The following is a 25,473-nucleotide window of genomic DNA, read 5'->3' as shown; positions in this document are numbered from 1 at the left end:
TCGCAAGAAAGACGAGGATTAATCAGCAGTCGCTTGCACGGAAAGAGCAATGAGGCATAGCATAACAACTAGACAGCCTCGCGTTTGGCGCAACTTGCTCGATGAAAACGGTTTTGATCGTTGAAGACGACCCAATTAATGCACGCGTCTTCTCCAAAATTTTGACCAAGCGGGGCGGCCTGGCCGTGCAGCACACAGAAGATGTGGAAGAGGTCGTGAAGATTGCCCGGGCGGGCGAAGCGGACATCATCTTGATGGACGTTTCCTTGGCCCACAGCACCTATGAGGGCAAATCGGTTGATGGCATTAAAATCACCCAAATGCTGAAGGGGGATCCGGCCACGGCCAAGCTGCCCATCATTTTGGTGACGGCCCACGCCATGGAAGGCGATCGGGAAAACTTCCTGTCCGAAAGTGGTGCGGATGACTACATTTCCAAGCCCGTGGTGGATCACCAAGCCTTTGTGGACAAAATCGTCAGCCTGCTGCCCACGGATGCTTAGGGCGGGCGATCGAGGGCTGGAGAGATAGTTCACGGGCCGCCAATTGCTGTTTGGGCCATCTTCCGTTGGGAGGGTGGCCCATTGCCCGATCGGCCCCTAAGCCTGATTGCCCGTGGCTTCCAGGGATTCGAGAATGTTCAAAATTTCCAGAGCGGCGGCGTAGGTATCGTTCAAAATCCGTTCGTCTTCTTCGGGATCATCGGTCAAGTCATCCAAAATGAGCCGCAGGGCTCCAATAATTTCGCTGAGGCGCGATCGCACCTGATAGGAAATTTGGGCGAAGGTTTCATAGCGATCCATGCCCCCACCTCCTGAGTCGCTGTAGAACGATCGCTGAACTTGCAGCGCGTCTTCAAACAACTCCATGGTGCTCAACATCCGAATGGCCGATCGATAGGATTCGCGCAGGAGTTCTTGGCGTTCCTCGTTGCTGTCCACCAAGTCATCCACCAGCAATTGCAGGGAGCCGACGGTGATGTTGAGCCGGGTGCGAATTTCGTAGGAGGTGCGGTTGAAGGTTTCGCTGGCGGTGGCCATCGGTTGCTGCACCCGGGCATTGCCAAACTGCATGGTGTAGAGCTTGGCGTAGGCTCCGCCCTTGGCCAGCAGTTCCGCATGGTTGCCCACTTCCACCACGCGCCCCTTGTCCAGGACAGCGATTTGGTTGGCCCGCTGCACGGTTGAGAGGCGGTGGGCAATGGCGATCACGGTGCGATCGCGGCTGAGGGTTTCGATCGCCTCCTGTACCAACCGCTCGGACACCGTATCCAGGGCGCTGGTGGCCTCATCCAAAATCAAAACTGGGGGATTTTGTAGCAAGGCCCGGGCGATCGCCAGCCGCTGCCGTTGCCCCCCCGACAACATCACGCCCCGATCGCCAATGGTGGTTTCCAGGCCGCGCGGCATTCGCTCAATAAATTCCATGGCGTTGGCCAATTTGGCGGCGGCAATCACCTCCTCATCGGTGGCCGTGGGCATCGGGTAGGCGATGTTGTTGCGGATGGTGTCGTTAAACAAAAAGGTTTCTTGGCTGACAATGCCCAAGGATCGCCGGAGCGATCGCACATCAAAGCTGCGTAAGTCTTGACCATCAATGAGGATCCGCCCCGCCGTTGGGTCGGCAAACCGGGGCACTAACTCCACGAGGGTTGATTTCCCAGCTCCGGAACTGCCCACCAGGGCCAAGGTTGTGCCCCGGGGCAAGGTGAGGGTGATGTCTTGGAGTGTCAGCTCGCTGCTGCCTTCGTAGGCAAAGCTGAGATTTTCAAACCGAATGTCCTGGTGCAGTCCCGTGAAGGGGGTGGAACCATTGGCCAAAAAGGTCTTGTTGCTCGATCGCAAAAAGTCTTCCACCACATCCACACTGGCGGCCGTGTTGGCCAACTGGCCCCGCAACCGGTTGAGCTGGGCCACCAGGGGCAACAGCCGAAACAGCAGTGTCAGATAGGTTAGCAGCACCGTGGACAGGGCACTGAGCTGATCCGCAAACAGCCAGCGACTGATACCAACGATCGCCATCAACATCACCACGCTCACCACTTCCGTGACCGGGGCGATCGCGATCGAGTTGGCCTGGGATTTAAACTCCGCCGCCTCCCGAGCCTTGGTTAGCCGCAGCATTCGATCGAACTCCCGCGCCTCCATGGCAGCCGATCGCACCAACCGCATCCCGCCCAAAATCTCCAACAGGGCCACGGAATAGTCCTTGGAGGTTTGGGACACATCCTTCCCCAGTTGGCGGGATTGGTTGACATAGAGCTGATTAATCCACACCACCCCCGTAAACAACACCGTGGCCACCACCGTCAGTTGCCAAGACAGCAGCAGCAACAGCCCCACCATCACCAGGATCGAAACCACCGTGGCCACCAATTGCAGCAAATTGGCCACCGTGGCCGAAACCCGCCCAATTTCATTCCCCAGGCGGTTGTTGATGTCGCCCACGCGGGTGCGAGCAAAGTAGCTGAGATTTACATCCAGCAGTAACTGAATGGCGTTCATGCGCAGGTCAGCCGCCAGCGATCGCTGCAAAATTCCGACGGCCAAGGCGCTGAGGTAGGTGGCCAGGTTTTTGAGGGCGATCGTGCCCACCACCGCCACGGCCATGGCGATCGGTTGGTAGGCCACCGGCAGCCCCTCAAAGGGCGAAAAAAGTTTGCGCAAAATGGGCGGCCCGCCGGACAGCACCATTTCTTGGCCCAAAAAGCGCAGCACCACTGGCACAATCAGCGCCGTGCTCACCCCGTTGAACAGGGCCCCCGAGAAGCCCATGATCATGGTCCAAGCCGCTTGTCGGGGATAGCGCCGAATCAGTTGCCAAAGGAATTTGCGTCGGGCCATTGGATCACAAGGGAAAGGGAACGAGATCTACCCAAAATAGGCAGCGGTGGCCAAAAACCACACCAAGAACCCATCAGGCAGAACCTGATGCAACGTCCTGACGCGATCGCCCCGGGGATCTGGAGAAATGCGCATCTGAATTTTAGGCCGGGCATTGGCCCGATGGGGGGCGACCACCACCGCTTCTTGGCCACCGACCCGCAGCAGCCCCACCCCGCCGCCCTAGGGCCTGTCGTCATTTCGCCCAAAACCCTAAATCTGCCGTTAGCGGATCGTGGGGGACAAGGGGCTTGAGCATCTTGTTACGACGATTAGGGCGCGGAAGATCAACCGTTTCAGCATCACATCGAAAAATGACGACACCCCCTAGCACCGATCGAGAATTTGGTGCAGACCCGTGGCCATGGCTTCCAGGCTGTAGTGCTCAATGCAGCGCTGCCGGGCCCGCCGCCCGATCGCCCCCGATTGTTCCGGATCATCCAACACCTGGCGAATGGCTTGGGCCAGTTGACTCGGCTGGCTGGGTTCCACCAACAGCCCCGTATCCCCCAGCAATTGCGGAATATCGCCCACGCGGGTGGCAATGACCGGCTTGCCCATGGCCATGCCGTCCGTCAGCTTCAGGGGAAATTGGGCGCGGGTTTCCGGGGTGTCCCGTTGGGGAACCACCACTGCGTGGGCCGCCGCCACCACCGCTGGCATCTCCGAGGCCGGTTGTTTGGGTAAATAGATCAGCCACCGGCCCCAGCGGGCCTGTAGTTGCTGGTCATAGTCATCGTAGGGACTGCCCCCCACGATCACCAGCCGAATTTGTGGATCGTTGAGCTGATCCAAAGCCACCAACAAGTCTTCAACGCCTTTGTAGGGGCGGGTGGCTCCTGGAAACATCAAAATTTTGTAGTCTTGCCAGCCTTGGTGCGATCGGGCGGCGACGGGATCGAATCGATCGGGATCAAACAGGGCCGTATCCTTGCCGCTGGGAATCAAAACCCCACCGAACCGTTGCTGTAACGCTAAGGTATTGACGGTAATCGCCGTGGCCTGGCTGGCCCAAGGCTCGATCGCCTGGAGATAGAGGGGATGATCGGGCCGGCGCAGTTCCCCATCTTTACCTAACAAGTCGCGCAGAAATTTGCGCGGCCGCAGCCGATAGCGGTACTGATCGCCCCCGTGCCAGCTCAACTCCCAATCATCAATATCCACAATCACCGGCCGCCGATGGGCGATCGCCTTCAGCAGCCCCAAGCCGTAGCTGCTGGGCTTCAGCTTTTGGGCATAGATGATATCGCCGGTAATTTGCGGCCAAAGCCGGGCGATCGAGCGAAAGTAGCCAGGATAGGGGCAACCCGGCACGGTCACCACCTGCCAGTGGGGCGGAGCGGGCAATGTTCCCAACTCCCCAAACACCGACCCCACGATCTGGATTCGATAACCCAGGCGATCGAGTGCTTGGGCCAACAAAAATGTGCGCACCGCACCGCCCCAACGGCCGACCCCCTTGGTGGACAGATCGCTCACCAGAATGGTGACTTGGCGCGGTTGGGCCGAGGGTTGAGACTTGGAGAAAACAGACATCAGCGGCACAGCAGCAAAAGGGCGAGGAACCACCGCAGATCAGCCGATTCGCCAATCTGCTTCAGGGTTCTGACGGTTTAGATCGCTCGGCCAGGCCAAATCTATGGCCAGACCAGCCTATGGATGCACAATTCGCACCCGCCCCAACTTCACCAGGTCAAAAAGCCTGGACACTTGCCGCCGCTGCTCGTCAGTCATCTTAAAATCACTGAGAAGGCAGTTGGCCAGGCTCAGGTAATCTTGCCGGGGAATCGCTTCGACTCCATCTAAGCGATCGAGAATTGGCTGAAGGTCGAATTCTGTCGCTTTCGTCGCCATTGACGCTGATGTCGAAGAGGTCGCAAGGCCGATCCGCCGCGATTTTCGCCGCTTGCGCGCTCTTCGCGCGGTGGGGGGTCTGTTGTTAATTCTATTTCGCACCCCAATGTACGTCGAACGCATTCCGGCTCTGTTGGACAACTATATCTTTTTGTTAGTCGATCGCGCTCGTCAAGAGGCCGCCGTGGTCGATCCGGCGGAAGCCCAACCGGTGCTCGATCGGCTGGCAGCCCTCAACTGCCGCCTCACCACAATTTTTAACACCCATCACCACCGCGATCATGTGGGTGGCACACCGGCCCTGTTGCAGGCCTTTCCTGAACTGGTGGTCTATGGGGGCGCGCGCGATCGGGGGCGAATTCCCGCGCAACAGGTGTTTTTGGAAGGGGGTGAAACAATTCTCTTTGCCGATCGCACCGCCCAAGTGTTCTTTGTGCCCGGCCACACCCGCGCCCATGTGGCCTATTACTTTGCCCCCGCCAACGGCCCCGACAGCGACGGTTGGGGCGATTTATTTTCCGGGGATGTGATTTTTGGGGCCGGTTGCGGTCGCCTCTTTGAGGGCACACCGGCCGAAATGCTCCAGTCGATCGACCAACTGCGCCAACTGCCAGACAGCACCCGGATTTGGTGTGCCCATGAATACACCCTGGGTAACCTGGAATTTGCCCAAACCATCGAACCCCAAAACCCCGCGCTGCAACAGCGCCTCCAGGAAACCCGCCTCGCGCGATCGCACCAGCAACCCACCGTCCCCCTCCGCTTGGGCCAAGAAAAACAAACCAATCCTTTTCTGCGTTGGGATAGTCCTGCCGTCCAAGCCGCCATGGCCACCGATGATCCCGTGCGCACCTTTGCCCGTCTGAGGGGTAAAAAAGATCTTTGGTAGCGATATCAAGATGCCGTCAAGATGTCGCCTCTCCCCATCGAAAATCCAGGTTGCTCCTTTGATCCTCCAAGGGGCATGAAAATTGGTAACCCTTGAATCAATTTGACCCCGGCATCAACCAAGATGACCATTGCTATCAATTGCTATCAATGGTGCAAGTGGTTTTGAGATGGGCAATTGAGCCATCATTTTGATCATTAAGAGGGATGATCGATTCTCTAACAACGCTCCTGGAAAAGGCGAATTAGCGATGAAGTTTAAATCTGCGTAGTTTCGGCTACAAATAGTCCAAAAAATCCTTGCTAGGCTACGGGGTAATTCTCGAATCTGCTGCCGCATTGGGCAACAACGAGTTGAATCAAGCCTGTGGCTCCTATTAGCATTCAGATTATTGAGACGAATCCACACCTACGCTCGTTGTTGGGGTGGCACTTACAACAACTGGGCTACGTGGTTTGTCCGTCAGCAACGCTTCAGCAAGCACGGGACGTGGCCCAGGCCCAACGGCCAATGTTGGTTGTGCTGGATCCCGATTTGCCCGATGGAGATGGTTTGGAGTTCTGTGCCTGGTTGCAACGGGTTCAGCAGCCGATGGTGCTGATGATTTCGGCGCGATCGGGCGAGGCGGATGCGGTGGCGGCCCTGCGGGCGGGAGCAGATGACTATCTGCGTAAGCCTTTTGGGATGCAGGAATTTTTGGCGCGGGTGCAGGCGTTGGTGCGTCGGGGCCGATCGCGATCGGCTCCGGCCCTGCTGGACTGCGGGGTGTTGCGGATTGATCTGATTCAGCGGCGGGTGTGGCTGTTTGAGCGGTCGATCGAGCTGACCCCCCAGGAATTTAGTCTGCTCTATGCCCTGGCCCAGGCGGGCGGTGTGCCCCTCAGTCGGGCGGAAATTTTGCAGCGGGCTTGGCCCGAGTCGATCGACAATCCGCGCACGGTGGATACCCACGTGTTGTCCCTGCGCAAAAAGCTGGAGGCCGATCCGCGCCAACCCAGCACCATCCAAACCGTCCGCAATGTGGGCTATCGCCTGAATTTGGAGCGGTTAGAACTGCATCGGGAACCCACCAATGGCCATGGCCCGCCGCCCAATCCGGTGGGGGGTGGCCCCGCTGGTTCGGGCGGGGGAGCCTTGTCCCGATCGATGTTGTCCGTGTCCTCGGGCTAGGGGCGATCGCGCTAGGATCCTGACAAATCAATTGGATCGAGCTAGCCCGATCATCGCGCATGTTTCCCATTGGCGACGACAATCCCACCCGCCGCACAGCCTATGTGACCTATGGGTTAATTGGGGTTAATTTGCTCGTATTTTTATACGAAATTAGCCTCAACCCCTTGCAATTACGGGCGTTGTTCGAGGTATGGGCCGTTGTGCCCTTAGAGCTGACCGCACAGTTCAACGGCTATCCGGTCACCATTCCCGGAACCAACCTACCCGAAGCAATCACCCTGCTCACCTCCCAGTTTTTGCATGGGGGCTGGGCCCACTTGGGCGGAAACATGCTGTTCCTGTGGATCTTTGGCAACAATGTTGAAGATCGATTGGGATCTATGAAATACCTCCTGTTTTACCTGGCTTCGGGAGCCATTGCAGGGCTTTGCCAGTGGTTCTTCGCGCCGCTATCTTCCGTCCCTTCATTAGGCGCGAGTGGTGCGATCGCGGGGGTGATGGGAGCCTATATCTTGCGCTATCCCCGAGCGAGCGTTTTAACCCTCGTGCCCCTAGGATTCGTGCTCATCCCCTTGCGAATTGCGGCTTTTTGGTATTTGGGTATTTGGTTTTTGCAACAGGCGCTTTATGGGCTGGGATCGCTCCAACAGCCCATGAATATCGGCTTGAGTGAGGGTGGAATTGCCTATTGGGCCCATGCGGGCGGTTTCGTGGCCGGGGCCTTGCTGGGGCCATTGTTGGGGCTATTCAAGAAAGACGATTAAGCAAAAACTCCAGACCGGGAATGCTCACTGATCGGTTTGAAAGGCATCCCGATCGCCCGTCTGAGCTGAACTTTGAGCCAGGTGTTTAGTCAAGCCTACGAGCACGGCCAGTTTATTTTCATCGGTCAAGTCAAACCCTATTGGTCAACTCAAGCGACTGCCACCGTTACCCGATCGTTAGGCAGCAAGGGGCTTAGGGGGTGTCGTCATTTTTCGAGGTGATGCTGAAACGGTTGATCTTCCGCGCCCTAATCGTCGTAACAAGGGGCTTAAGCCCCTTGTCCCCCACGATCAGCTAACGGCAGATTTAGGGTTTTGGGCGAAATGACGACGGGCCCTAAGCCCCTTGTCATGGTGACTGGTTCCGCAACGTTGACCCAACGAATTAAGCTGGTCGTGCCACTACAGATCCAACACGGCCAAGGTGATATCGGCGGCCCGTTGGATTTGGAAACCCAGTTTTTCGCACAGATGGCGCATGGGGGCGTTGTTGGGCAAAATTTCGCCCCGCAGTCGATCGATCTTTTCGTCGCGGGCAATGGCAACCAACCGCTGCAGAAGTTCCGTGCCTAGCCCCTGATTTTGATAGCGATCGCGAATGAGCATCGCAAACTCCGCTTCATTGGAGCCGTGTAGCTTGCTAATGCGGCTGACTCCCAAAATTTCCCGTTCTTCACTGAGGTCGCGCCCCTCCGCCACCAGGGCCATTTCCCGATCGTAGTCAATGAAGCAAATCCGCGACAGGCGCTCATGGCTGATGCGCTGGCTCAGTTTCAGGGCGTGGAAATAGCGCAGATAAACCGTTTGTTCCGACAAGCTCTCGTGGAAACGCACCAAAGGCGGTTCATCCTCCGGGCGAATGGGGCGAATATTGACCGTTGTGCCGTCGCGCAGGGTCCAGGGGGTCGCGTATTGAATGGGGTAGGGGCGGATGGCCGGCCGGGGCAACGTTGCCGGATCCATGGGCGGGTGCAACACCACCCGCGCATCCAGGGCAATCAGCGAACTGGTGGTTCCGGTGGCCACGGCCTGGCCAGCCTCGCGGGCGAGGAGGGGGTTGATGTCAATTTCCTTAATCCAGGGCTGTTCCACCACCAGTTGGCTGAAGCGCACCAGGAGTTGCTCCAGGGCGGCCAAGTCCACGGGGGCCCGGCCGCGTACCCCTTGCAGGGCTTTGTAAATGCGGGTTTGTTCCATCATCCGCCGGGCTAGGGTGGTGTTGAGCGGGGGCAGGCCCAAGGCCCGATCGCGGAACACCTCCACCAACTGACCGCCCAACCCAAACAGCAACACGGGGCCAAATTGTGGATCCACACTACTGCCCAGGATTAGCTCATAGCCATCCAACTTGAGCATGGGTTGCACGGTTACCCCCAAAAAGTCCGCTGTGAGGACGCGCCGTTGGGGATCGGTATCCCCTTCTTCGGCGTTGCTGCTGGTTGGTTGGGGTTTGTGGCGGTTGGCGATCGCCACGCCGGCCACGATCGCCAGGTAAGCCCAGCGCACCTCATTGGCATTTTGCAAATTCAGCCGCACACCGCCCACATCGCTTTTGTGGGTGATGGTTTCGGAATAGAGCTTCAGGGCCACGGGATAGCCAATGTCGTTGGCAATTTCCACGGCCTCTTCGAGCTTGGTGGCGATGCGGGTTTCCACCACGGGAATTCCATAGGCGGCCAGGATTTGCTTAGCTTCAAATTCCGTGAGCAGATTGCGGCCCACTGCCTGGGCTTGCTGAATAATCCGAGTGACGGCGGCCCGATCGGGTTCGGCGGCAAAGCTGCCCGCCACCGCGTTGGGGGTTTCATACAGTCCCCGCAGGTTGTAGCTGTAGCGCCACATGTAGTTGAACACCCGGGTGGCCGCGTCGGGGTAGGGGAGGGTGAAGATGCCCGCTTGGTTCAAAATTGCCTCGCCAGCGGCCACGGCTGAACCGCCCATCCAACTGGCCAAGATGGGTTTCCCACAATGGGCATAGGGCCGCAGCCGTTCGGCAATTTGGGTGGGATCGGTCATGGCCTGGGGGGTGAGGATAGTCAGCAGCCCGTCTCCGTTGGGATCGGCGGCGGCAATTTCCAAGGCCTGGGAATAGCGATCGGGGTCGGCATCTCCCAAAATGTCGATCGGGTTGCGGCGGCTCCAACTGGGCGGCAACACCTGATCTAACCGCTCGATCGTCTCCGGCGACAGCTCGGCCAAATCGCCCCCACCGGACACCACCTCATCGGCCGCCAACACTCCGGGGCCGCCCGCATTGGTCAACACAATCAACTTGCGCCCCCGGGGGCGGGGTTGCTTGGCCAACACTTCGGTCATGTCGAACAGGTCTTCGATCGTCTCGACGCGCAACACCCCCGATCGCCGAAAGGCCGCATCCAACACCGCGTCACTACCCGACAGCGATCCCGTGTGGGAGGCGGCCGCCTGGGCCGCCGCTTCCGTGCGCCCCACCTTGATCACCATGATCGGTTTTTGCAACGCCACTTCTCGCGCCGCCGACAGGAAGGCCCGCGCATCCCCCACCGATTCCATATAAATGGCGATCGTGTGGGTGCGGGGATCATCGCCCAGGTATTCAATCAGGTCGCCCCAGCCCACATCCAGCATTGACCCGATCGACACAAAGGAACTGAAGCCCACCTGTTCCCGGAAGCTCCAATCCAAAATCGCCGTACACATGGCCCCGCTTTGGCTCAGGAATGCCACATTTCCCGGCCGAGCCATGGCGCTGGCAAAGGTGGCGTTCAAACCGGAAATCGGATTCATCACCCCCAAGCAGTTGGGGCCCACCACCCGCATGTTGTAGCGACGGGCTTCGGTCAGGAGTCGTTTTTCTAGCTCAATGCCAGCGGGGCCAATTTCCTTGAAGCCCGCAGACAGAACGATCGCCCCGCGTACCCCTGCCTGGCCACAATCGCGAATCAAGTCGGGAACGGTGGCGGCCGGGGTGGCAATCACCGCCAAATCCACGGTTTCGGGCACGTCTGCGATCGAGGGATAAGCTCGCACCCCCAACACGTTCGATCGCTTGGGATTAATCGGAAACACCGTGCCCCCAAAGGGGTTTTGCAACAAATTGGTCAAGAGCGTGCGCCCCACACTCCCTTCCCGATCGGTTGCGCCAATCAGCGCCACACTCCGAGGCACAAAAATTGCATCCAAAGGATGGCGATCGGGAGAGACTTCAAGGGCGATGGAAGCAACTGTCATAGCCAGCGACCTACGTGAATGCAATAGGTAAAGAAAACAAAGGGGCAATGCCGGGCCCATGGCCCAATTGTTCAGATCAACGCAACACCGCTCAGGCAGCCCCAAGGTCGCAATTCATCCCGGCCCTAGCGCTCGTCTGGGGTTGAAACCATCGCCGCAATTTCATGACGGCATTTGCGGGGATGCAAATACTGGGATTGGTTTCTGCTCGGAGGTTAGGAAATCTGTTGATCGTGAAGTCTTGATCCGATCTTGACCCGACTTGATGGGGAATTTCCTAAATCGCATACAGTTTTTTCGATTCAGGGTGATTGATGCAGCGCCCTGATGCTGCCTCATCAATAACATTAGAAACATTGAAAAAGGGTGACTCAAAGCCATCTGAACAAAATCTGAAAAGAATTGGATATTAATCAATTGGATCCTGAGGGGCGGCGGATATAGCCCAGCAGAGATTGGGGATTGATCCAGCGGGTGTGGGATCCCAGCCGATCGAGCAGGTTAGCCCGGAGCGTTGGGGGCAATAAACTAATCAACAGCAATCCCAACAAGGCTTTCACCGCTCCGGGCGATCGCCCAAAGGCCGGATCATGGCCCAAGAGATGCCAACCCAATTGCCAACCGAGCTGCCCTTGGCGATCGGGCGGGTTCAATCGCAGGGTCACGGCATCCAAGCGCGGGGCCAGGTATTTATAGAGCAAGTATTTGTAGAAATTGCCAAAGGCGATCGGCCCATGAACAGCCAGGTGGGGATGCTGGGCGATGGTTTGCCGCAAACAGGCCAACCCCGATCGCGCAATGCGGGCCACATTCGCCGACTGGGATCCCGCGGCCATCCGATAGAGCACCTGCACCCGGGGCACACAAACCAGCGGAAACCGGGCCGCCAACCGCAACCACAAATCCCAATCCTCCGAAGGAACCAGATCGGGATCAAAGGGAGCGATCGGGCGGGGATCGGCGGGATGGGGCCAGCCCACGGCCGCCAGGGCCGATCGGCGGATCAGCGGGTTAGAGCCGTTTTCTAAAAAATTGAGCTGTAACAAAGCGGGCAGCACGGCTCCTTCCAGGCTGACATAGCTGCCCCGGTGGGAAAACTGTGCCCGATCGTCCACGTAGTCCGTCCAGCTATAGGCCAAGGCCGCCTGGGGATTGGCGGCCAAGGCCGCCCACTGGTCCGCCAATTTGTCCGGAGTCCACCAATCATCCGCATCCAAAAAGGCAATCCATTGACCCCGCGCTTGGGCTAAGCCTCGGTTCCGGGCGATCGCCTGGCCACTGTTCGCAAACCGGAATGGCCGCACCCGAACATCCCGCGCGGCCCAAGCTTGCAAGCAGTCCCAGGTCTGGTCGATCGACCCGTCATCCACCACCACAATTTCAAAATCTGGGTCGGTTTGGGCCAAGACAGACTCGATCGTGTGGGAAAGGGTAGCCGCTGCGTTGTAGGCCGGAATGATCACCGAGATCGCCGGGCTGGGCATTGCTGAATCCAGTCTTGTGGCGTTGGGTATTGCTGCTTTGGACATTGGGTTAAACGATAGGCCGCCTCAAAAACAGCAATCGAGAACGGAACTTTCGCGATCGCCGCCTACAATTTTGGCAATGCTGCGAGGGGCCCGACTGCCCTGCTATCCATGAATCGTCGATCGTCCGCCGCCTCCGCCCCGATTGCCACCCCTGGGGTTACGCCGCAGTTTTCCAGCCAAGATTGGCAACGCTTGAAACGGGTGCGAGCGATCGCCACCCTGATGGACAATGCGATCGAACTGCCGATTGTGCGCTACCGGGTGGGTCTCGATCCCGTGATTGGCCTGCTCCCGATCGGGGGAGACCTGGTGAGTTTTTTACTGTCGGTTTATTTGGTTTGGGAGTCGGCCCGCCTGGGCACACCGCCCGCCCTGCTCACCCGCATGACTGTGAATATTGCCTTGGAAACCCTGGCCGGCGTGGTTCCGGCCCTCGGGGACTTGGTGGATGTGGCCTGGAAAGCCAACGCTCAAAATTTGCAGTTGCTGGAGGCCCATTTGCACGCGCCCGATCGGGGGCCGGGGCGCGTGTCCAAACGGTTTGTGTTGCTGTTGATTGGGGGCCTGTTGCTGTTGACGATCGCCACGGCCAGCCTCAGTCTGTGGTTGCTGCAACTGGTTTGGCAGACCCTCGTTGGTGCATAGGCTTGGGGAATTGGATCATCGGCTTTAGGGTTAATCAACAGTGATTGATTTCCTCTTATTTGCTCACATTCTCCTAAAAATGCGAATCCATCCTAGAGGCTGTCATACAATGAACAGATGCTACTCGGATTCAAAACTCAACTTAAGCTCAATAACCAACAACGCACCGCGTTAGCTCGCCATGCCGGTGTTGCGCGTCATGCTTGGAATTGGGGTTTGGGACTGACCAAGGAAATCCTTGACCACAACCAATTACATCCCGAGGGAAAGATCAAATTTCCATCCGCTATTGATTTGCACAAGTGGTTAGTAGCCTTGGTCAAGTCTGAACACCCTTGGTACTATGAGGTTTCCAAAAGTTCTCCTCAAAATGCCCTTCGTCATTTACGGGCGGCTTGGGATCGCTGCTTCAAAAAGACTTCAGGTGCTCCTAAATTCAAGAAAAAGGGTCGCCATGACTCCTTTGAACTGGATGGAGCTATTCATATTAAGGGATTGACTAAAATTCAGGTTCCTAAGATTGGCATCCTGAAGACCTATGAAGCCTTGCCTCAAAATGTTCAACCTAAATCAGTCACCATCAGCCGCCAAGCGCATGATTGGTTTATCTCGTTTCGGATTGAGATAGAACCTGTCATTACGCCTAAATTGATTGATGTTGTAGGTGTTGACTTGGGTGTCAAATCCTTAGCAACTCTCAGCACTGGAGAGTTGTTTGAAGGTGCTAAAGCCTACAGACAACTGGAGTCCCGGCTCTCTCGGTTGCAATGGCTGAATCGCCACAAACAGCGAGGATCTGAGAACTGGAAAAAGGCTCAATTGAGGATCGCCCAGTTGCATCAGCGAATCGTCAACATCCGTAAAGACACGCTCCATAAGCTCACGACCTACCTCGCCAAGAACCACGGCACGGTAGTCATTGAGGATCTGAATGTGTCTGGAATGATGGCGAACCGCAAGCTAGCCAAGGCGATTCAGGATATGGGGTTCTACGAGTTTCGGCGGCAACTGGATTACAAGACAAAACTTTATGGCTCTGAACTGGTGATCGTAGACCGCTGGTTTCCATCTAGCAAGACTTGTTCCCGTTGTGGCACAAAAAAAGAGACCCTATCGCTTTCAGAGCGGGTGTTTGATTGTGATCACTGTGGATTGCAGATTGATCGCGATTTGAATGCCGCGATTAATCTGCAAAAGGCGGCCAGTCCGGTCGTGTCAGCCTGTGGAGCGGATGAAGCCGACTTCGCCGCAATGAAGCAGGAAGTTTCCTGATTGCTGTATTTGCTAGTCAATTGCAGCAATTGTTAGTGAATTAGTGACGGTTGGATGAGTTCGTTGCGGCTAGGGTCGCCCAACAACGGCTCGATCGGGGGCGGTATCACCACCGGTTGCGGTGGGCCGCCCCATTGGGTTTGTAAGGCCGTGAGGAGTTTGTCTTGCTCCGCCCGCAGGCTGTTGACCTTGGTGCTGCGGTTTTGAATCGAAAACCAAACCAAGCCCCGATCGCGCGTGGGCAAAAACCCAGACAGGGCACTGACATTAAACAAGCTGCCGGTTTTGACGGCGGAACCGGCGGGCATTTTGCGCCGGGCAATGGTTCCCCGATCGCGTCCGGCTATGGGCAACAGGGCCGCAACGCCCTCCGGAATCCCCAGCCCTTGCAAGCGTCGTTCCAAGGCAATCCCGATCGCGGTGATCGCCCTTGGGGAAAAAGCATTGCCCTGGCCCAAACCGGAGCCATTGAGCGATCGCAATTCTGTTTCCGAGAGGCCCGTGAGCGATCGCAACTGTTGCGCCACCTTCACGCCGCCGCCCATCTGGCGGGCCAGGGTTTCGGCCATGAAGTTATTGCTGTAGAGGTTCATTTGCTTCAGCAAACTCAGCAACGGCAGCGATCGATGGCGAATCAACAAGCGCCGACCCGCCACGGGGGTGGTCGTGCCCGGTGTGGCGGTGGCGGTGGGCAGTTGGTTGGGCGAAGCCGAGGGCAGGGCATCCAATGCCGGCCGCACCGTTCCCGCAATCACCACCTGGGGCTTGGGGGTGTCGGGGGGCATGGCTCCATGGAGACGGGTGAGCAAGGGCGACCAAGCCGCTCCATTGATCCCTTGGCGCAGTAAGGTTCCCCCCAAGGCCGGCCCGGGAGGGTTGGGATCTTCGGGATCGGGCAAAAAGTTCATCTCAAAGCGCCCTTCAATCACCAGGTCGCCCGTAACCCGGTTGATGCCCAACCGCTGGAGCGCATTCCCGAGGGCGATCGCCTCTTCCCAAACAAACATCGGATCGCCCCCGCCGCGCACAATCAAGTTGCCCTGGAGGGTTCCTTGGGCGATCGGCCCGTCGGCCCAAATTTCCGTGATGAATTGATGGTTCGGATCCCAGGTTTCCAAGGCCGCTAAGGAGGTGGCCACCTTGGTCAAGGATGCGGCGGACAGGGGCCGATCGCCCTGATGTTGGGCCAAAACGCGCCAGTTGGCTTGGAACCAAAGGCCCTGTTCAGCGGGGTCAATGCCGGCCGCCTTCAGGCGATCGAGATATTGCTGCACCGTTGCCTGTGCTTGGGGTTCCGCCTGGTCTGGCCCCCAAAACCAACTGCTGCCAGCGTGATTCAAATAAGTCACGGCTCCCTGGTGGAGCAAGTCAACCCCGGGGGAGAGGGTGAGCAGCGTTGCGAGTCCCGTACCGATGAATCCTTGCACTGTATTGAATGCCCTGATGAGTTCTCTGATTCGCTGCGTGGCCTATTCGCTGCGTCGCCACCGTCGCAGCAGGATCTGCAATTCCGGCAGGCGCAACTGCCAAGCCACGGCCCCAAAAATCCCTAAGCCCGCTGAACCCGCCAACACCAACAACAGCAATTGCTCCAGTAGCGAGGATCCCAAGGATCCCGACAGTCCCCAGCGCACTCCCCCGGCCACCCCCCCGGCCAGGAAGCTCCCCAACAGCACACCGCCAAAGGGCTTGGCCCAATCGCCCCAGGGCAAGCCGCCCATGCGTCGATCGAGCAACCAGAGCAGGGCCGCCATGGCCAGGGCATTCACCCCCACCGTGGCCAACACAATGCCGGCCGCGCCAAACCGAGGCACGAGCCACCAGTCCAGCAGCGCATTGAACACAATATTGACCAAACTGATCCGAAAGGGGGCATTGGCATCGCCTAGGGCATAGAAGGCTCGTACCATCACATCGCGCCCCAGATAAACAAACATGCCAATCCCAGCGGCCATCAGCACGCTGGCCACCAGTTGGGAATCGTTGCTGTTGAAGGCACCCCGTTCATAGATCACTTGAACGATCGGGTCAGCCAGGGCGATCGTTAGGCCGCTGAGGGGCAACATGGCGATCGCGGAGACCAACAACCCTTGCCGAAGCCGATCAATAAATACGGGTCGATCGTCCGCTGACCGGGCCAACACCGGCAACAGGGGCACAAGTACCACGTTGGACACCAGGCCCAAGGGAGTTTGGATCAGCAAGTTGGCGTAGTTGAGGGCCGCTGCGGCCTGGGGCACAAAGGAGGCAAAGAATAGATCGGTGTAGAGATTAATTTGCAACATGCCGGAGGAGAGGGCCGCGGGCCCCATCACGCCCAACACCGCTTGCACTCCCGGGTGGCGCAGCGACCAACGCAGCCGAAACCGGCCCATGCCCGCTTTGATTTGGGCGGGCAGTTGAACCAACCATTGCAGAAGGGCCCCGGCCGTGGTGCTGGCGGCCAACAGCACCCCACCCAGCGCCAGGGTTTCAGGGCCGGAGCCGCCCTGTTGCCAAGCAAACCAGCCGATCGCCCCGATCGTGACAATGCTGGACAGAACGGGACTGATCGAGGGTAACCAGTAAAGATCGGCGGCGTTGAGCGTGCCGAAGCCAATCCCGATCGCCCCGGCCAAAAAGGCGATCGGGGCCATCACCTGCAATTGCAAAACCGCCAGCTCACGGGTTTGGATCGCCGCTGCGGTGTTGTGGACGCTCAAGCCGGGAGCCAACAGCCCGATCGCTGGTTCCGCAAACACCACCAGGGCCGCACTCACCAACAGCAAGGCCCCACAAACCACCGTGGTGACCGTTTCCACAATCACCGCCGCTTCCGATCGATCGCGCTTGGCCAACACACTGACCATGGCGCTATGGAAGGGGCCGTTGATGCCGCCCAGCAGAATCAACAGAAAGCCCGGTAGCACATAGGCATAGGCGAAGGCATCCACCACCGGCCCGGCTCCAAAGGCCGCTGCGATCACCTGTTGGCGCACCAGACCTGCCACCTTGCTCAGGAGGGTGGCCCCGGCCACGATGCTGGCAATGGACAGGATTGATCGCCCGGCCGGGATTGGCTTCGGGGCAGTCGGGGGCGGGGTTTCCGGGTCGAGATTGGCGGCCGGCTCGGCGGGCGAGGGGGGCGGCAATTCGGAAGCGGAGGAAGGGGGCGGAGAGTCGGTCACGGTCAAAGGGCGATCGAGAACCCGATCGAAAAAGGCTGGTTTGCAGCATACCCGAGCCGGGGAGCGATCGACCTTTTCGCCAAACCGCTATAGTCGATCTGCATCAATTGGCTCCCCGATCGCCGCCCGCCAACGTTCAAATTTCGATTCAAAATTCCAACTTTTCCCTTGATCGTTTCGATCGCTTCTGAATCCTATGACCCTGACTAGCCATTCCCCGTCCCCTAAACCAACGGCCGTGCTCACGGTTTCGGGCATGAAATGTGGCGGTTGTGTGGCGGCTGTGGAAAATCGTCTGAAGCGCCAACCCACGGTGGCCGATGCCAATGTGAACTTGGCGACGGGCTTGGCGGTGGTGGATTTGCTGCCGGGAACCGATGTGCAGGCCACCGTGCCTGCCCTGGCGGCGGCCTTGACGGGGGCAGGGTTTCCCAGCGAAGTGCAAACTTCGGCAGATTTGACCCCGATCGCCCCGGAAACTCCGGCCACGGCGAGCGATTGGTGGCGGCCCTTGATGATTGCCGGGGTGCTGTTGCTGATTTCCACCTTGGGCCACCTCGATCGGCTGGGGGGCCCGCCCATCCCGCTAATCAGCCGGGTGGAATTTCACTTTGCGGTGGCCACCTTGGCCCTGCTGTTTCCGGGGCGAGAGATTTTGCTAGAGGGGTTTCGATCGCTTCTGCGCGGCATTCCCACCATGAATTCCCTGATTGGCTTGGGAACCGGTGCTGCCTATTTGGCCAGTGTGGTGGCCTTGGTTCACCCCAGTTGGGATTGGGCTTGTTTTTTCGATGAGCCGGCCATGCTGTTGGGGTTTGTGCTGTTGGGCCGCACGATCGAGGCCCGGGTGCGGGTGCGATCGCGTGAATCCTTCACGGCCCTGCTGGCCCTGAAGCCAGCTCTGGCGCGTCGGTTGACCCAAGAACCCACGGAGTTGGGAGAAGCGCTGCCAACGGAATCGATTCCCGTGGGAACGGTGCAGGTGGGCCAAGCCCTGTTGGTGTTGCCGGGCGATCGGTTGCCGGTGGACGGGGTGGTGGTGCTGGGTCAAACCACGGTGGATGAGGCGATGTTGACGGGGGAATCGCAGCCGGTGATCAAGCAGCCGGGTGATCGCCTGTTGGCGGGAACCCTCAACCAATCGGGGGCGATCGTGATCCGGGCCCAGCGGGTTGGCCGCGACACGGAATTGGCCCGCATTGTGCAATTGGTGGCCGAAGCCCAGGGGCGCAAGGCTCCGATCCAGCGGTTGGCCGATCGCGTGGCGGGCTATTTTTGCTGGGGGGTGATGGCGATTGCGGGGTTCACCTTCGGCTTTTGGGCCCTCTGGAGCGATCGATTCCCCGCTGTGTTGCAAGCGGCCGCCCAAACCACCACCCATGTCAATCACCTGGCCATGGCCGGGATGGCCCCCATGGTGTCGGAGCCGGTGACCCCTGGGCAATTGGCCCTGAAGCTCGCCATTTCCGTGTTGGTGGTGGCCTGTCCCTGTGCCTTGGGCTTGGCCACGCCGACGGCGATTTTGGTTGGCTCCAGTTGGGGCGCAGAACAGGGGATTTTGATCCGGGGTGGGGATGTGCTGGAGCGGCTCCAGCAGGTGGCCACGGTGGTCTTTGACAAAACCGGAACCCTCACCACAGGGCGACCGGTGTTGGTCGATCGCCAACCCCTGGTGGCTGAGATGACGGGCGATCGCCTGGTGCAGTTGGCGGCGGCCGTGGAGCGGGGCACTCGCCACCCCTTGGCCCAAGCGATCGCCCAAGCGGCTGCTGCGTTACCCGCCCTCCCGGCCCAAGACTTCGTGACGGAGCCGGGCCTGGGAGCCAAGGCCCAAGTGGCCGATCGCCCCGTTTGGGTTGGCAATCGGGCCTGGCTGGCTCAAGGGGGAATTCCCTTGCCGGAGTCAGTGGAATCGATCCTTCAGCAAACAGCCCAGGCCGGGAAAACACCGATTTTGGTGGCGGAGGGCGATCGACTGGTGGGGCTGCTGTCGGCCGCCGACGAGTTGCGACCCGACGCGATCGCCACCGTGCAGCGGCTCCAGCAACTGGGGTTGGACATTCGGGTGTTGACGGGCGATCGGGTCGAGGTGGCCAACGCCTTAGCCGATCAGGTTGGGTTGCCCCGATCGGCCGTAGTTGCCGAGCTGCGACCCGACCAAAAAGCCCAAATCATCAGCCAATTGCCCCATCCGGCCATGGTGGGTGACGGCATCAACGACGCACCCGCTCTGGCGACCGCCCCCGTTGGCATTGCTCTGGGATCGGCCACCGATGCTGCCCTAGAAACCGCCGGTGTCATTTTGACGCGCGATCGACTGCTCGACCTGCCGAGCGCAATCATGCTCGGCCGCGCAACGTTCCGTAAAATTCGCCAAAACCTGTTATGGGCCATCGCGTACAATGCGATTGGCATTCCCCTCGCGGCGGGCCTTTGGTTACCCTCCGTTGGATGGGGGCTTAGTCCTGCCACCGCTGCCGCTCTGATGGCTTTCAGTTCTGTCAGTGTGGTAAGTAATTCCCTGCTCCTGCGTGTCAGCGCCCGATCGGCAGTTAGTGCGCTGCCTGAACAAAACCAGACATGTCAGAATTAGCCGTAACCGAGCTACGTCAAGAGTCTCCACACTTCGTGGAGCACAGTTAATCCAGTCCGCATAATCAGCCCATGCCCGCAGAACCCAGGCAAAATCACCTCTTAATCGTTGAAGACGACAAGGGGAGACGGGAAGTTATTCTCGAAAATCCCGTCTACTCCATTGGACGCGATCCCAAGTGCGATGTCATCCTTGTTTCTCAATTTGTGTCGCGTCGGCACGCCACCCTCGTTCGTCTGTCCTATGACGACGGTACAGCCTATTACCGAATTGTCGATGGCAACCTCAAGGGTAAACCCAGTGCCAATGGGCTGCTAATTAACGGTCGTAAGCTGCAAGTTCACGACTTACAAAACGAGGACGAAATTGTCTTTGGGCCCCAGGTTCGGGCCATTTACTACACCCTCAAGCAAGATACGCTCTCGATCGGGCCACCGGACGAGTTTGATATCACCTTGATTAGCCCCAACATGGTGGGTGACCCGGAAGACACGGATGATGATTAACCCTTGTGTTAATCAGAACCCATAGGAGACTCCAGAATCTGAGCGTTTGAAGATGCTGTTGTTCAATCAACCATCCCTCAAAGCTTCTGGAGTCGTGTTCAAGCATTATCCTATGCGCTTTCCTATCGTTTTCGGCATTGATTGATTCAGCACTGATTGATTCAGCACTGATTGATTCAGCATTTACGAAGCATCTACAAAGCATCTACTGAAAAGGTTTCTGAAAAGCTAAAACCGAGCCTGAGCCAGTCGCTGTCACCAACCAAGTTCATCGAGAATCTTAGGAAAGTTGCAGGTCTTGGCCCCGTTTCGGTTTTGGCTTTTCTTAATTTTGGCTTTTTAAGCTGTGGGTTAATGAATGCGCGGACAATGCACGGATGAATTGCCCTGTGAATGAATCGATCGCGCCCTAGCCCAATTGAGCTGCGCACACCGCCGCTCCCAGCAAGCCCACTTGAGGATTCAAGACCACCGAAACGGGCACATTTTCTAACAGCTCGCTCACCCGGCCCTTGCTGCCAAAGTGAAATAGAAACTGGCCCCGATCGAGCAGGGGCAAAATCTTAGCGGCAATGCCTCCGGCCACATACAGTCCGCCGTAGGGCAAGAGCTTCAGGGCCAAGTTGCCCGCCTCGGCTCCATAGGCCGCCACAAACAAGTTCATGGCCTGTTCGCAGAGTGCATCGGACTCTTCCAAGGCAGCACGGGCAATGATTGCACCGGGATCGATGCTCTTTTCGCTGCGGCCCATTTCCTGTTCCCAGGTGCGGATGGCTTGGGCAACGGTGCTGTTTTCGTGGCCCGCTTGTCGATCGCGCAAAAATTGATAGATGCCGACAATCCCTTGACCGGAAACAATCCGCTCCACGGAGACCCGATCGATTTGATATCGCTCCTGCAAATAGTTGTGTAGTTCCCATTCCAGGGCCGATCGGGGCGCAAAGTCCGTGTGGCCGCCCTCGGTGCTGAAGGCGCGGTAGCGGCCCGGCTCGCCCGTTGGAATCAAAAATCCTTCGCCCAAGCCAGTGCCCGCCCCCAAAATCCCGATCGGGGCCATGGGGTCGGCCTTGGCCGGCTGCAACACTTGCAAATCCACCGCTTCTAGCACCGGGATGCCATAGCCAACGGCGGCAAAGTCGTTGATCAGTTCCACGTGGGGAATTTCGAGGGCTTGGATCAGCCGATCGACCTCCAGGAACCAGCCCAGGTTGGTGAGCCGTGATGTGCCGTGGGCCACGGGCCCCGCAATCCCAAAGCAGGCGCGATCGGGCCGGCGATTGAGTCCGGAAGCCCCCAAAAAGGTTTCCACCATCGGCACCAAGTCGGTGAAGTCCCGGCTGGCGTATTGGGCCTCATACAGGGGTTGCAATTCCACCGCCTGGGGGGTGCGGCTGTCGGTTTCCACCAACCGCAGAATCGTTTTGGTTCCGCCCACATCACCGGCCAACAGCAGCGCCACGGTTTCGCCTCCCGTTCTCAGATTGCTAGAGCTTCAGTAGGCCAAGGAACTCTGGCCCGCCCATCATTTTCTGCCCTGTACCGATGCGCGGGTTGCCCCAAGGCCCAATCGATCGATCTTGGGTCTTATTTTGATTCCAATCTTTGACCACCCCGTACAAGATCCCGGGAGGGCAGTCCCAGGGGACAAGGGGCTTAAGCCCCTTGTTTATTAAGCCCCTTGTCTATGGTGATCTTGATGCAATTGCGTCTTAGTTTTGCTCGAAGGGCAGGCCAAAGACCGAGCAGAATGTTTTCTCAACCTTATAGCCCGAGTCGATCGTCTCTAGCGGGTCTTTCCGCAGCCGGTGACGCAAACAGAGCACAATCACCCGGCGGATATCATCGACGGTCACTTGGGTGCGACCTTCGAGGGCGGCGATCGCCTTGGCGGCCCGGTTGGTCACAATGTCGCCCCGCAACCCGTCCACGTCCAGCTCAGAACAAACCTGGGAAATTTGCACCCGCAAATCGTAGTCCAGCTCCACCGAGGGCAATAGGTTCCGAGCGTTTACCAGTTTGGCTTGCAGGGCTTGCTGCTCCGTTTGGCAACGATCGAGGTAGCTTTGGGGGCTGCTGTCAAAGGCCGATCGCTCTTCCACGATTTGCACCCGCAGGTTCGGCTCCTTCACGGTGCGAATTTCCGCGTGCATCCCGAAGCGATCGAGCAGTTGGGGCCGCAGCTCCCCTTCTTCCGGGTTGCCGGAACCCACCAACACAAACCGCGCCGGGTGGCGAATCGAAATTCCTTCCCGTTCCACCGTGTTCCAGCCCGAGGCCGCCGAATCCAGCAGCACATCCACCAAGTGGTCATCGAGCAGGTTCACTTCATCCACATAAAGGATGCCGCGATTGGCCTTGGCCAACAGGCCCGGTTCAAAGGCTTTCACCCCTTCGGCCAGGGCTTTTTCAATGTCGATCGTGCCGCAAACGCGGTCTTCGGTGGCTCCCAAGGGCAGGTCAACCATTTGTACCTTGCGCTGCACCACGGGCAAGGACTGACCCGCCAACGCCCGATCGCGCACCTCGTCGCTCATCAATTCCGGGTCGCGGGGGTCGCTGTTGAAGGGGTCGCCGTCCACCACATCGATTTCCGGGAGCAGGTCAGCCAGGGCGCGGATCGTGGTGGATTTGCCCGTGCCCCGATCGCCAACGATCAACACACCCCCAATCTTGGGGTCAATGACGTTGAGCATCAACGCCAACTTCATTTCTTCTTGACCGACGATCGCCGTGAAGGGAAACACGGGCCGGCGGCGGGTTTCGGAACTGACAACGGTTGCGGTCACGGGCGTTTCAGGTAAGGTCGATTTTGAAGGGTTGGATCTTATTGGGATCGAAATTGGGCGGGCCCTTGCGGCCGGCCGTCTTTCATTTTGCCATAGGGGTTGCGCTCCCAACGGGCGATCGGCTCGTTGGGGGAGGCTGATACCATGGACTGGTAACTTTTCAAAAATTTCGGCAAGGGCTGGGCTGTGGCTGCAACTTCATCTCCTTGGGTCTCGGTGGCACGCATGGTGGAAGAGCTGCTCTACTCAACTCGCCATCGGGCCAGCCTGGGCCCGACGGCGCGGGGCCCGGCGGCCCGGCGGGGGCGCTCATCGCGTCCGGTCGGCCCAATGGCGAATTCCCAACCTAGTCGCCCCCAGCCAACTCGGCGTGATTCGCTGGATGATCCTTGGGCCGATGACCCCGATCGCTACGTGGATGAATATGCGAACCAAGATGCCGACCAATATGTCGATCGCCCTGTAGACCGGCTCGGCGATCGATCCCTCAATCGCCGGCCACGCCCCAGCCACCATCCGCGTAAAACACGCCTCCGCTCTCGCTACGCGGCCCGATCGATCATCACCCGGCGTTGGTTGCCTTGGGTTGCCGGTGGCAGCCTGCTCTTGCTGTCGGATTGGCAGCTAGGATCCGCCGCTGCGGCCGGTGGAGCCGTGGTTTGGCTGGTCTACCGCACCGAGCCGCGCCATTGGCAATCCCTCGATCGACAAATTCAAGGTTGGTTGCGAGAACTGAACCGGGGCGAAAACGGCAAGCTGACCCTGGCCCTGGTGGGTGGTGGTGCAGCCATGCTGAGCACCTACGTGGCCGCGGCCGTGTTGGGAGAATCGACCGGCTGGCTGGGGGCGGCCACGGTGCTTCAGGGATTTGGAACCCTGGGCGCATTGGCCCTGCTGGTGCGCCACTGGCTCGGCCAACCCACGATCGAGCACGATCGCCTCTTCCATCGGGCGATCGAGCGATTGAGCGATCGCGATCCCCTTTCCCAACTGGCCGCCGCCCGCCAACTGGGCCACCTGGCCGATCGGGGGCACTTGGATGCCACCCAAACACGCACCGCCGCCGACTGTGTGCGGTTGCTGTTGCAACAGGGGTGCGATCGCCCCGTCCATGAAGCCGCTTGGGATACCTTGGCCGTGCTGGAACCGGTGGGCGCAGAACCCGAAGCCGCCCGATCGGGACGATCGCCCCAGCCCGTTTTGGTGCGTTTGCCTCGGGTCACGGTTCGATCGCGCTAACCCTAGGAGTGTTGTCATTTCGCCCAAAACCCTGATTCCACCGTGACAAAATCGTGAGGGGCAAGGGGCTTACTCGCGAGGAGCAAGGGGCTTACTCGTGAGGGGCAAGGGGCTTACTCGTGAGGAGCAAGGGGCTTACTCGTGAGGGGCAAGGGGCTTAAGCCCCTTGTTACGACGATTTGGCAACGGAAAATCTAGGGTTTCAGCCTTACATCGAGAAATGACGACAGGGCCTAATCCTCAGCGATCAAACTGATGGGATCGGGGTGGAAGTTTCCCGGGTGGAACAGCGAATTCTTGAGAAAACCAGAAAATTTGAGAAAATTGCACCCGGTTCGTGTTTAAGGTTTCATGGGCTACCGTTTCCTGAAGATCGCGGCCAGCCCACATTGGCAGTCGATCGCAACCAGTTAAGATAGAAATACCAACTTCCATCGGGGTCACCTTCAATCGCGTTGCCAGGGTGCAACAAGCGCACGCGATTCCCGAGTTCTAAGCCTTGCACCAAAGGAGGCCTATGCTTCAAGACCCTAGAGCCGTCCGCCACTTTCAAAAAATCGCCGATACGATCGCTGAACTGTGGAATCGGGGCTACCGCTTTGACGATATGCGGATGTACCTTGACGGTTACTTGGCAGCCCTGCGTTACACCGAGTCCTTGGAAGCGTTTTCGATTAATCGTCTCGAAGAGGAAGCCACTCGCTATCTCTACGACCCATCCAACTACGACATGGTGCAACCTCAGCCGGATTTGGTTGAATAGTGCCGCTGACCGCTCTCCAATGTCCGCGATCCAATGTTTTGATGATTTGATGGGTCATTTGATCAGTAATTGGATTGTTGCAGTCACGTTCTCAGGAGATTGTTCCTAATCACGTTGCTAGCATCATATTCCCTTCAAATCTTTTGCAACTTCCCTTGTGCAACTTCTCTCAGTCGATTGTCAGGCAAATTAGGTGTTCAA

At 58.5% G+C, this 25,473-nt stretch carries 21 protein-coding genes; 10 read left to right on the top strand and 11 right to left on the bottom strand.

Translation table 11 applies throughout. From position 1 onward, the window contains the following. Positions 1-101: 101 nt before the first annotated feature. Positions 102-503, top strand: a complete 402-nt coding sequence (locus tag AC2IAX_RS10100) for a response regulator (RefSeq protein ID WP_099532594.1) — start codon at positions 102-104, stop codon at positions 501-503. Positions 504-599: 96 nt separating this feature from the next. Here the strand turns inward: AC2IAX_RS10100 and AC2IAX_RS10095 are convergent, their stop codons facing one another. From AC2IAX_RS10095 to AC2IAX_RS10080, 4 genes are all read right to left on the bottom strand, one after another. Further along, positions 600-2,843, bottom strand: a complete 2,244-nt coding sequence (locus AC2IAX_RS10095) for an ABC transporter ATP-binding protein (RefSeq protein ID WP_494387397.1) — start codon at positions 2,841-2,843, stop codon at positions 600-602. 27 nt (positions 2,844-2,870) lie between these two features. After that, on the bottom strand, positions 2,871-3,056 hold the full coding sequence (locus tag AC2IAX_RS10090) for a hypothetical protein (protein ID WP_494387396.1): 186 nt from the start codon (positions 3,054-3,056) through the stop codon (positions 2,871-2,873). 153 nt (positions 3,057-3,209) lie between these two features. Continuing rightward, entirely contained in the window at positions 3,210-4,418 is a 1,209-nt protein-coding gene (locus AC2IAX_RS10085) for a glycosyltransferase family 4 protein (RefSeq protein ID WP_494390350.1), read from the bottom strand. 117 nt (positions 4,419-4,535) lie between these two features. After that, entirely contained in the window at positions 4,536-4,736 is a 201-nt protein-coding gene (locus tag AC2IAX_RS10080) for a hypothetical protein (RefSeq protein WP_393009972.1), read from the bottom strand. 106 nt (positions 4,737-4,842) lie between these two features. Between AC2IAX_RS10080 and gloB the strand changes: the two genes are divergently transcribed. The 3 genes from gloB (at position 4,843) to AC2IAX_RS10065 (ending at position 7,562) form a co-directional block, all read left to right on the top strand. After that, positions 4,843-5,625, top strand: coding sequence for a hydroxyacylglutathione hydrolase (gene gloB, locus AC2IAX_RS10075; protein WP_494387395.1), 783 nt, complete (start codon positions 4,843-4,845; stop codon positions 5,623-5,625). A 366-nt stretch (positions 5,626-5,991) separates the two neighbouring features. Beyond that, positions 5,992-6,795, top strand: coding sequence for a response regulator transcription factor (locus AC2IAX_RS10070; RefSeq protein WP_494387394.1), 804 nt, complete (start codon positions 5,992-5,994; stop codon positions 6,793-6,795). Between the two features lie 59 nt (positions 6,796-6,854). Next, a complete protein-coding gene (locus tag AC2IAX_RS10065) occupies positions 6,855-7,562 on the top strand; it encodes a rhomboid family intramembrane serine protease (RefSeq protein WP_494387393.1) in 708 nt (235 codons plus the stop codon). Between the two features lie 402 nt (positions 7,563-7,964). Here AC2IAX_RS10065 and AC2IAX_RS10060 read toward each other — a convergent pair whose 3' ends face one another. Together AC2IAX_RS10060 and AC2IAX_RS10055 are read right to left on the bottom strand one after the other, a co-directional pair. Further along, positions 7,965-10,772, bottom strand: coding sequence for a bifunctional acetate--CoA ligase family protein/GNAT family N-acetyltransferase (locus AC2IAX_RS10060; protein WP_494387392.1), 2,808 nt, complete (start codon positions 10,770-10,772; stop codon positions 7,965-7,967). A gap of 413 nt (positions 10,773-11,185) precedes the next feature. Beyond that, positions 11,186-12,256 (bottom strand): glycosyltransferase family 2 protein, encoded by a 1,071-nt coding sequence (locus AC2IAX_RS10055; protein ID WP_494387391.1) that lies wholly within the window; start codon positions 12,254-12,256, stop codon positions 11,186-11,188. 153 nt (positions 12,257-12,409) lie between these two features. Between AC2IAX_RS10055 and AC2IAX_RS10050 the strand changes: the two genes are divergently transcribed. Both AC2IAX_RS10050 and AC2IAX_RS10045 read left to right on the top strand, forming a co-directional pair. Beyond that, positions 12,410-12,946: a DUF4112 domain-containing protein gene (locus tag AC2IAX_RS10050; protein ID WP_494387390.1), complete on the top strand. Its 537-nt coding sequence runs from the start codon at positions 12,410-12,412 to the stop codon at positions 12,944-12,946. A gap of 117 nt (positions 12,947-13,063) precedes the next feature. Beyond that, complete coding sequence (locus AC2IAX_RS10045; protein ID WP_494387389.1) at positions 13,064-14,218, top strand: RNA-guided endonuclease InsQ/TnpB family protein; 1,155 nt, start codon at positions 13,064-13,066, stop codon at positions 14,216-14,218. Positions 14,219-14,250: 32 nt separating this feature from the next. Here AC2IAX_RS10045 and AC2IAX_RS10040 read toward each other — a convergent pair whose 3' ends face one another. Both AC2IAX_RS10040 and murJ read right to left on the bottom strand, forming a co-directional pair. Then, entirely contained in the window at positions 14,251-15,645 is a 1,395-nt protein-coding gene (locus AC2IAX_RS10040; RefSeq protein ID WP_494387388.1) for a D-alanyl-D-alanine carboxypeptidase, read from the bottom strand. Positions 15,646-15,687: 42 nt separating this feature from the next. Beyond that, complete coding sequence (gene murJ, locus AC2IAX_RS10035) at positions 15,688-17,274, bottom strand: murein biosynthesis integral membrane protein MurJ (RefSeq protein WP_494390349.1); 1,587 nt, start codon at positions 17,272-17,274, stop codon at positions 15,688-15,690. Between the two features lie 307 nt (positions 17,275-17,581). Here murJ and AC2IAX_RS10030 point away from each other — a divergent pair, with 307 nt between their 5' ends. Both AC2IAX_RS10030 and AC2IAX_RS10025 read left to right on the top strand, forming a co-directional pair. Next, the gene (locus AC2IAX_RS10030) at positions 17,582-19,978 is read left to right on the top strand and encodes a heavy metal translocating P-type ATPase (protein ID WP_494387387.1); all 2,397 of its coding nucleotides are present in this window, start codon (positions 17,582-17,584) and stop codon (positions 19,976-19,978) included. 71 nt (positions 19,979-20,049) lie between these two features. Next, entirely contained in the window at positions 20,050-20,484 is a 435-nt protein-coding gene (locus tag AC2IAX_RS10025; RefSeq protein ID WP_099533819.1) for an FHA domain-containing protein, read from the top strand. Between the two features lie 409 nt (positions 20,485-20,893). Here the strand turns inward: AC2IAX_RS10025 and AC2IAX_RS10020 are convergent, their stop codons facing one another. The 3 genes from AC2IAX_RS10020 to AC2IAX_RS10010 form a co-directional block, all read right to left on the bottom strand. After that, positions 20,894-21,943, bottom strand: coding sequence for a glucokinase (locus tag AC2IAX_RS10020; protein ID WP_494387386.1), 1,050 nt, complete (start codon positions 21,941-21,943; stop codon positions 20,894-20,896). A 250-nt stretch (positions 21,944-22,193) separates the two neighbouring features. Continuing rightward, positions 22,194-23,270, bottom strand: a complete 1,077-nt coding sequence (gene bchI / locus AC2IAX_RS10015) for a magnesium chelatase ATPase subunit I (protein ID WP_099533822.1) — start codon at positions 23,268-23,270, stop codon at positions 22,194-22,196. Positions 23,271-23,308: 38 nt separating this feature from the next. Then, on the bottom strand, positions 23,309-23,497 hold the full coding sequence (locus AC2IAX_RS10010; RefSeq protein WP_494387385.1) for a hypothetical protein: 189 nt from the start codon (positions 23,495-23,497) through the stop codon (positions 23,309-23,311). On the opposite strand from AC2IAX_RS10010, the gene AC2IAX_RS10005 reads away from it, so the two are divergent. After that, complete coding sequence (locus AC2IAX_RS10005) at positions 23,487-24,509, top strand: hypothetical protein (protein ID WP_494387384.1); 1,023 nt, start codon at positions 23,487-23,489, stop codon at positions 24,507-24,509. The genes AC2IAX_RS10010 and AC2IAX_RS10005 overlap by 11 nt on opposite strands. 517 nt (positions 24,510-25,026) lie before the next feature. Beyond that, entirely contained in the window at positions 25,027-25,272 is a 246-nt protein-coding gene (locus AC2IAX_RS10000; RefSeq protein WP_099533826.1) for a DUF6761 family protein, read from the top strand. The last annotated feature ends 201 nt before the right edge of the window (positions 25,273-25,473 follow it).

The sequence above is a fragment of the Limnothrix sp. HT2024 genome (assembly GCF_059138625.1).
The sequence above is the reverse complement of the archived record's forward strand: the minus strand, read 5'-3'. Positions and strand labels throughout refer to the sequence as shown.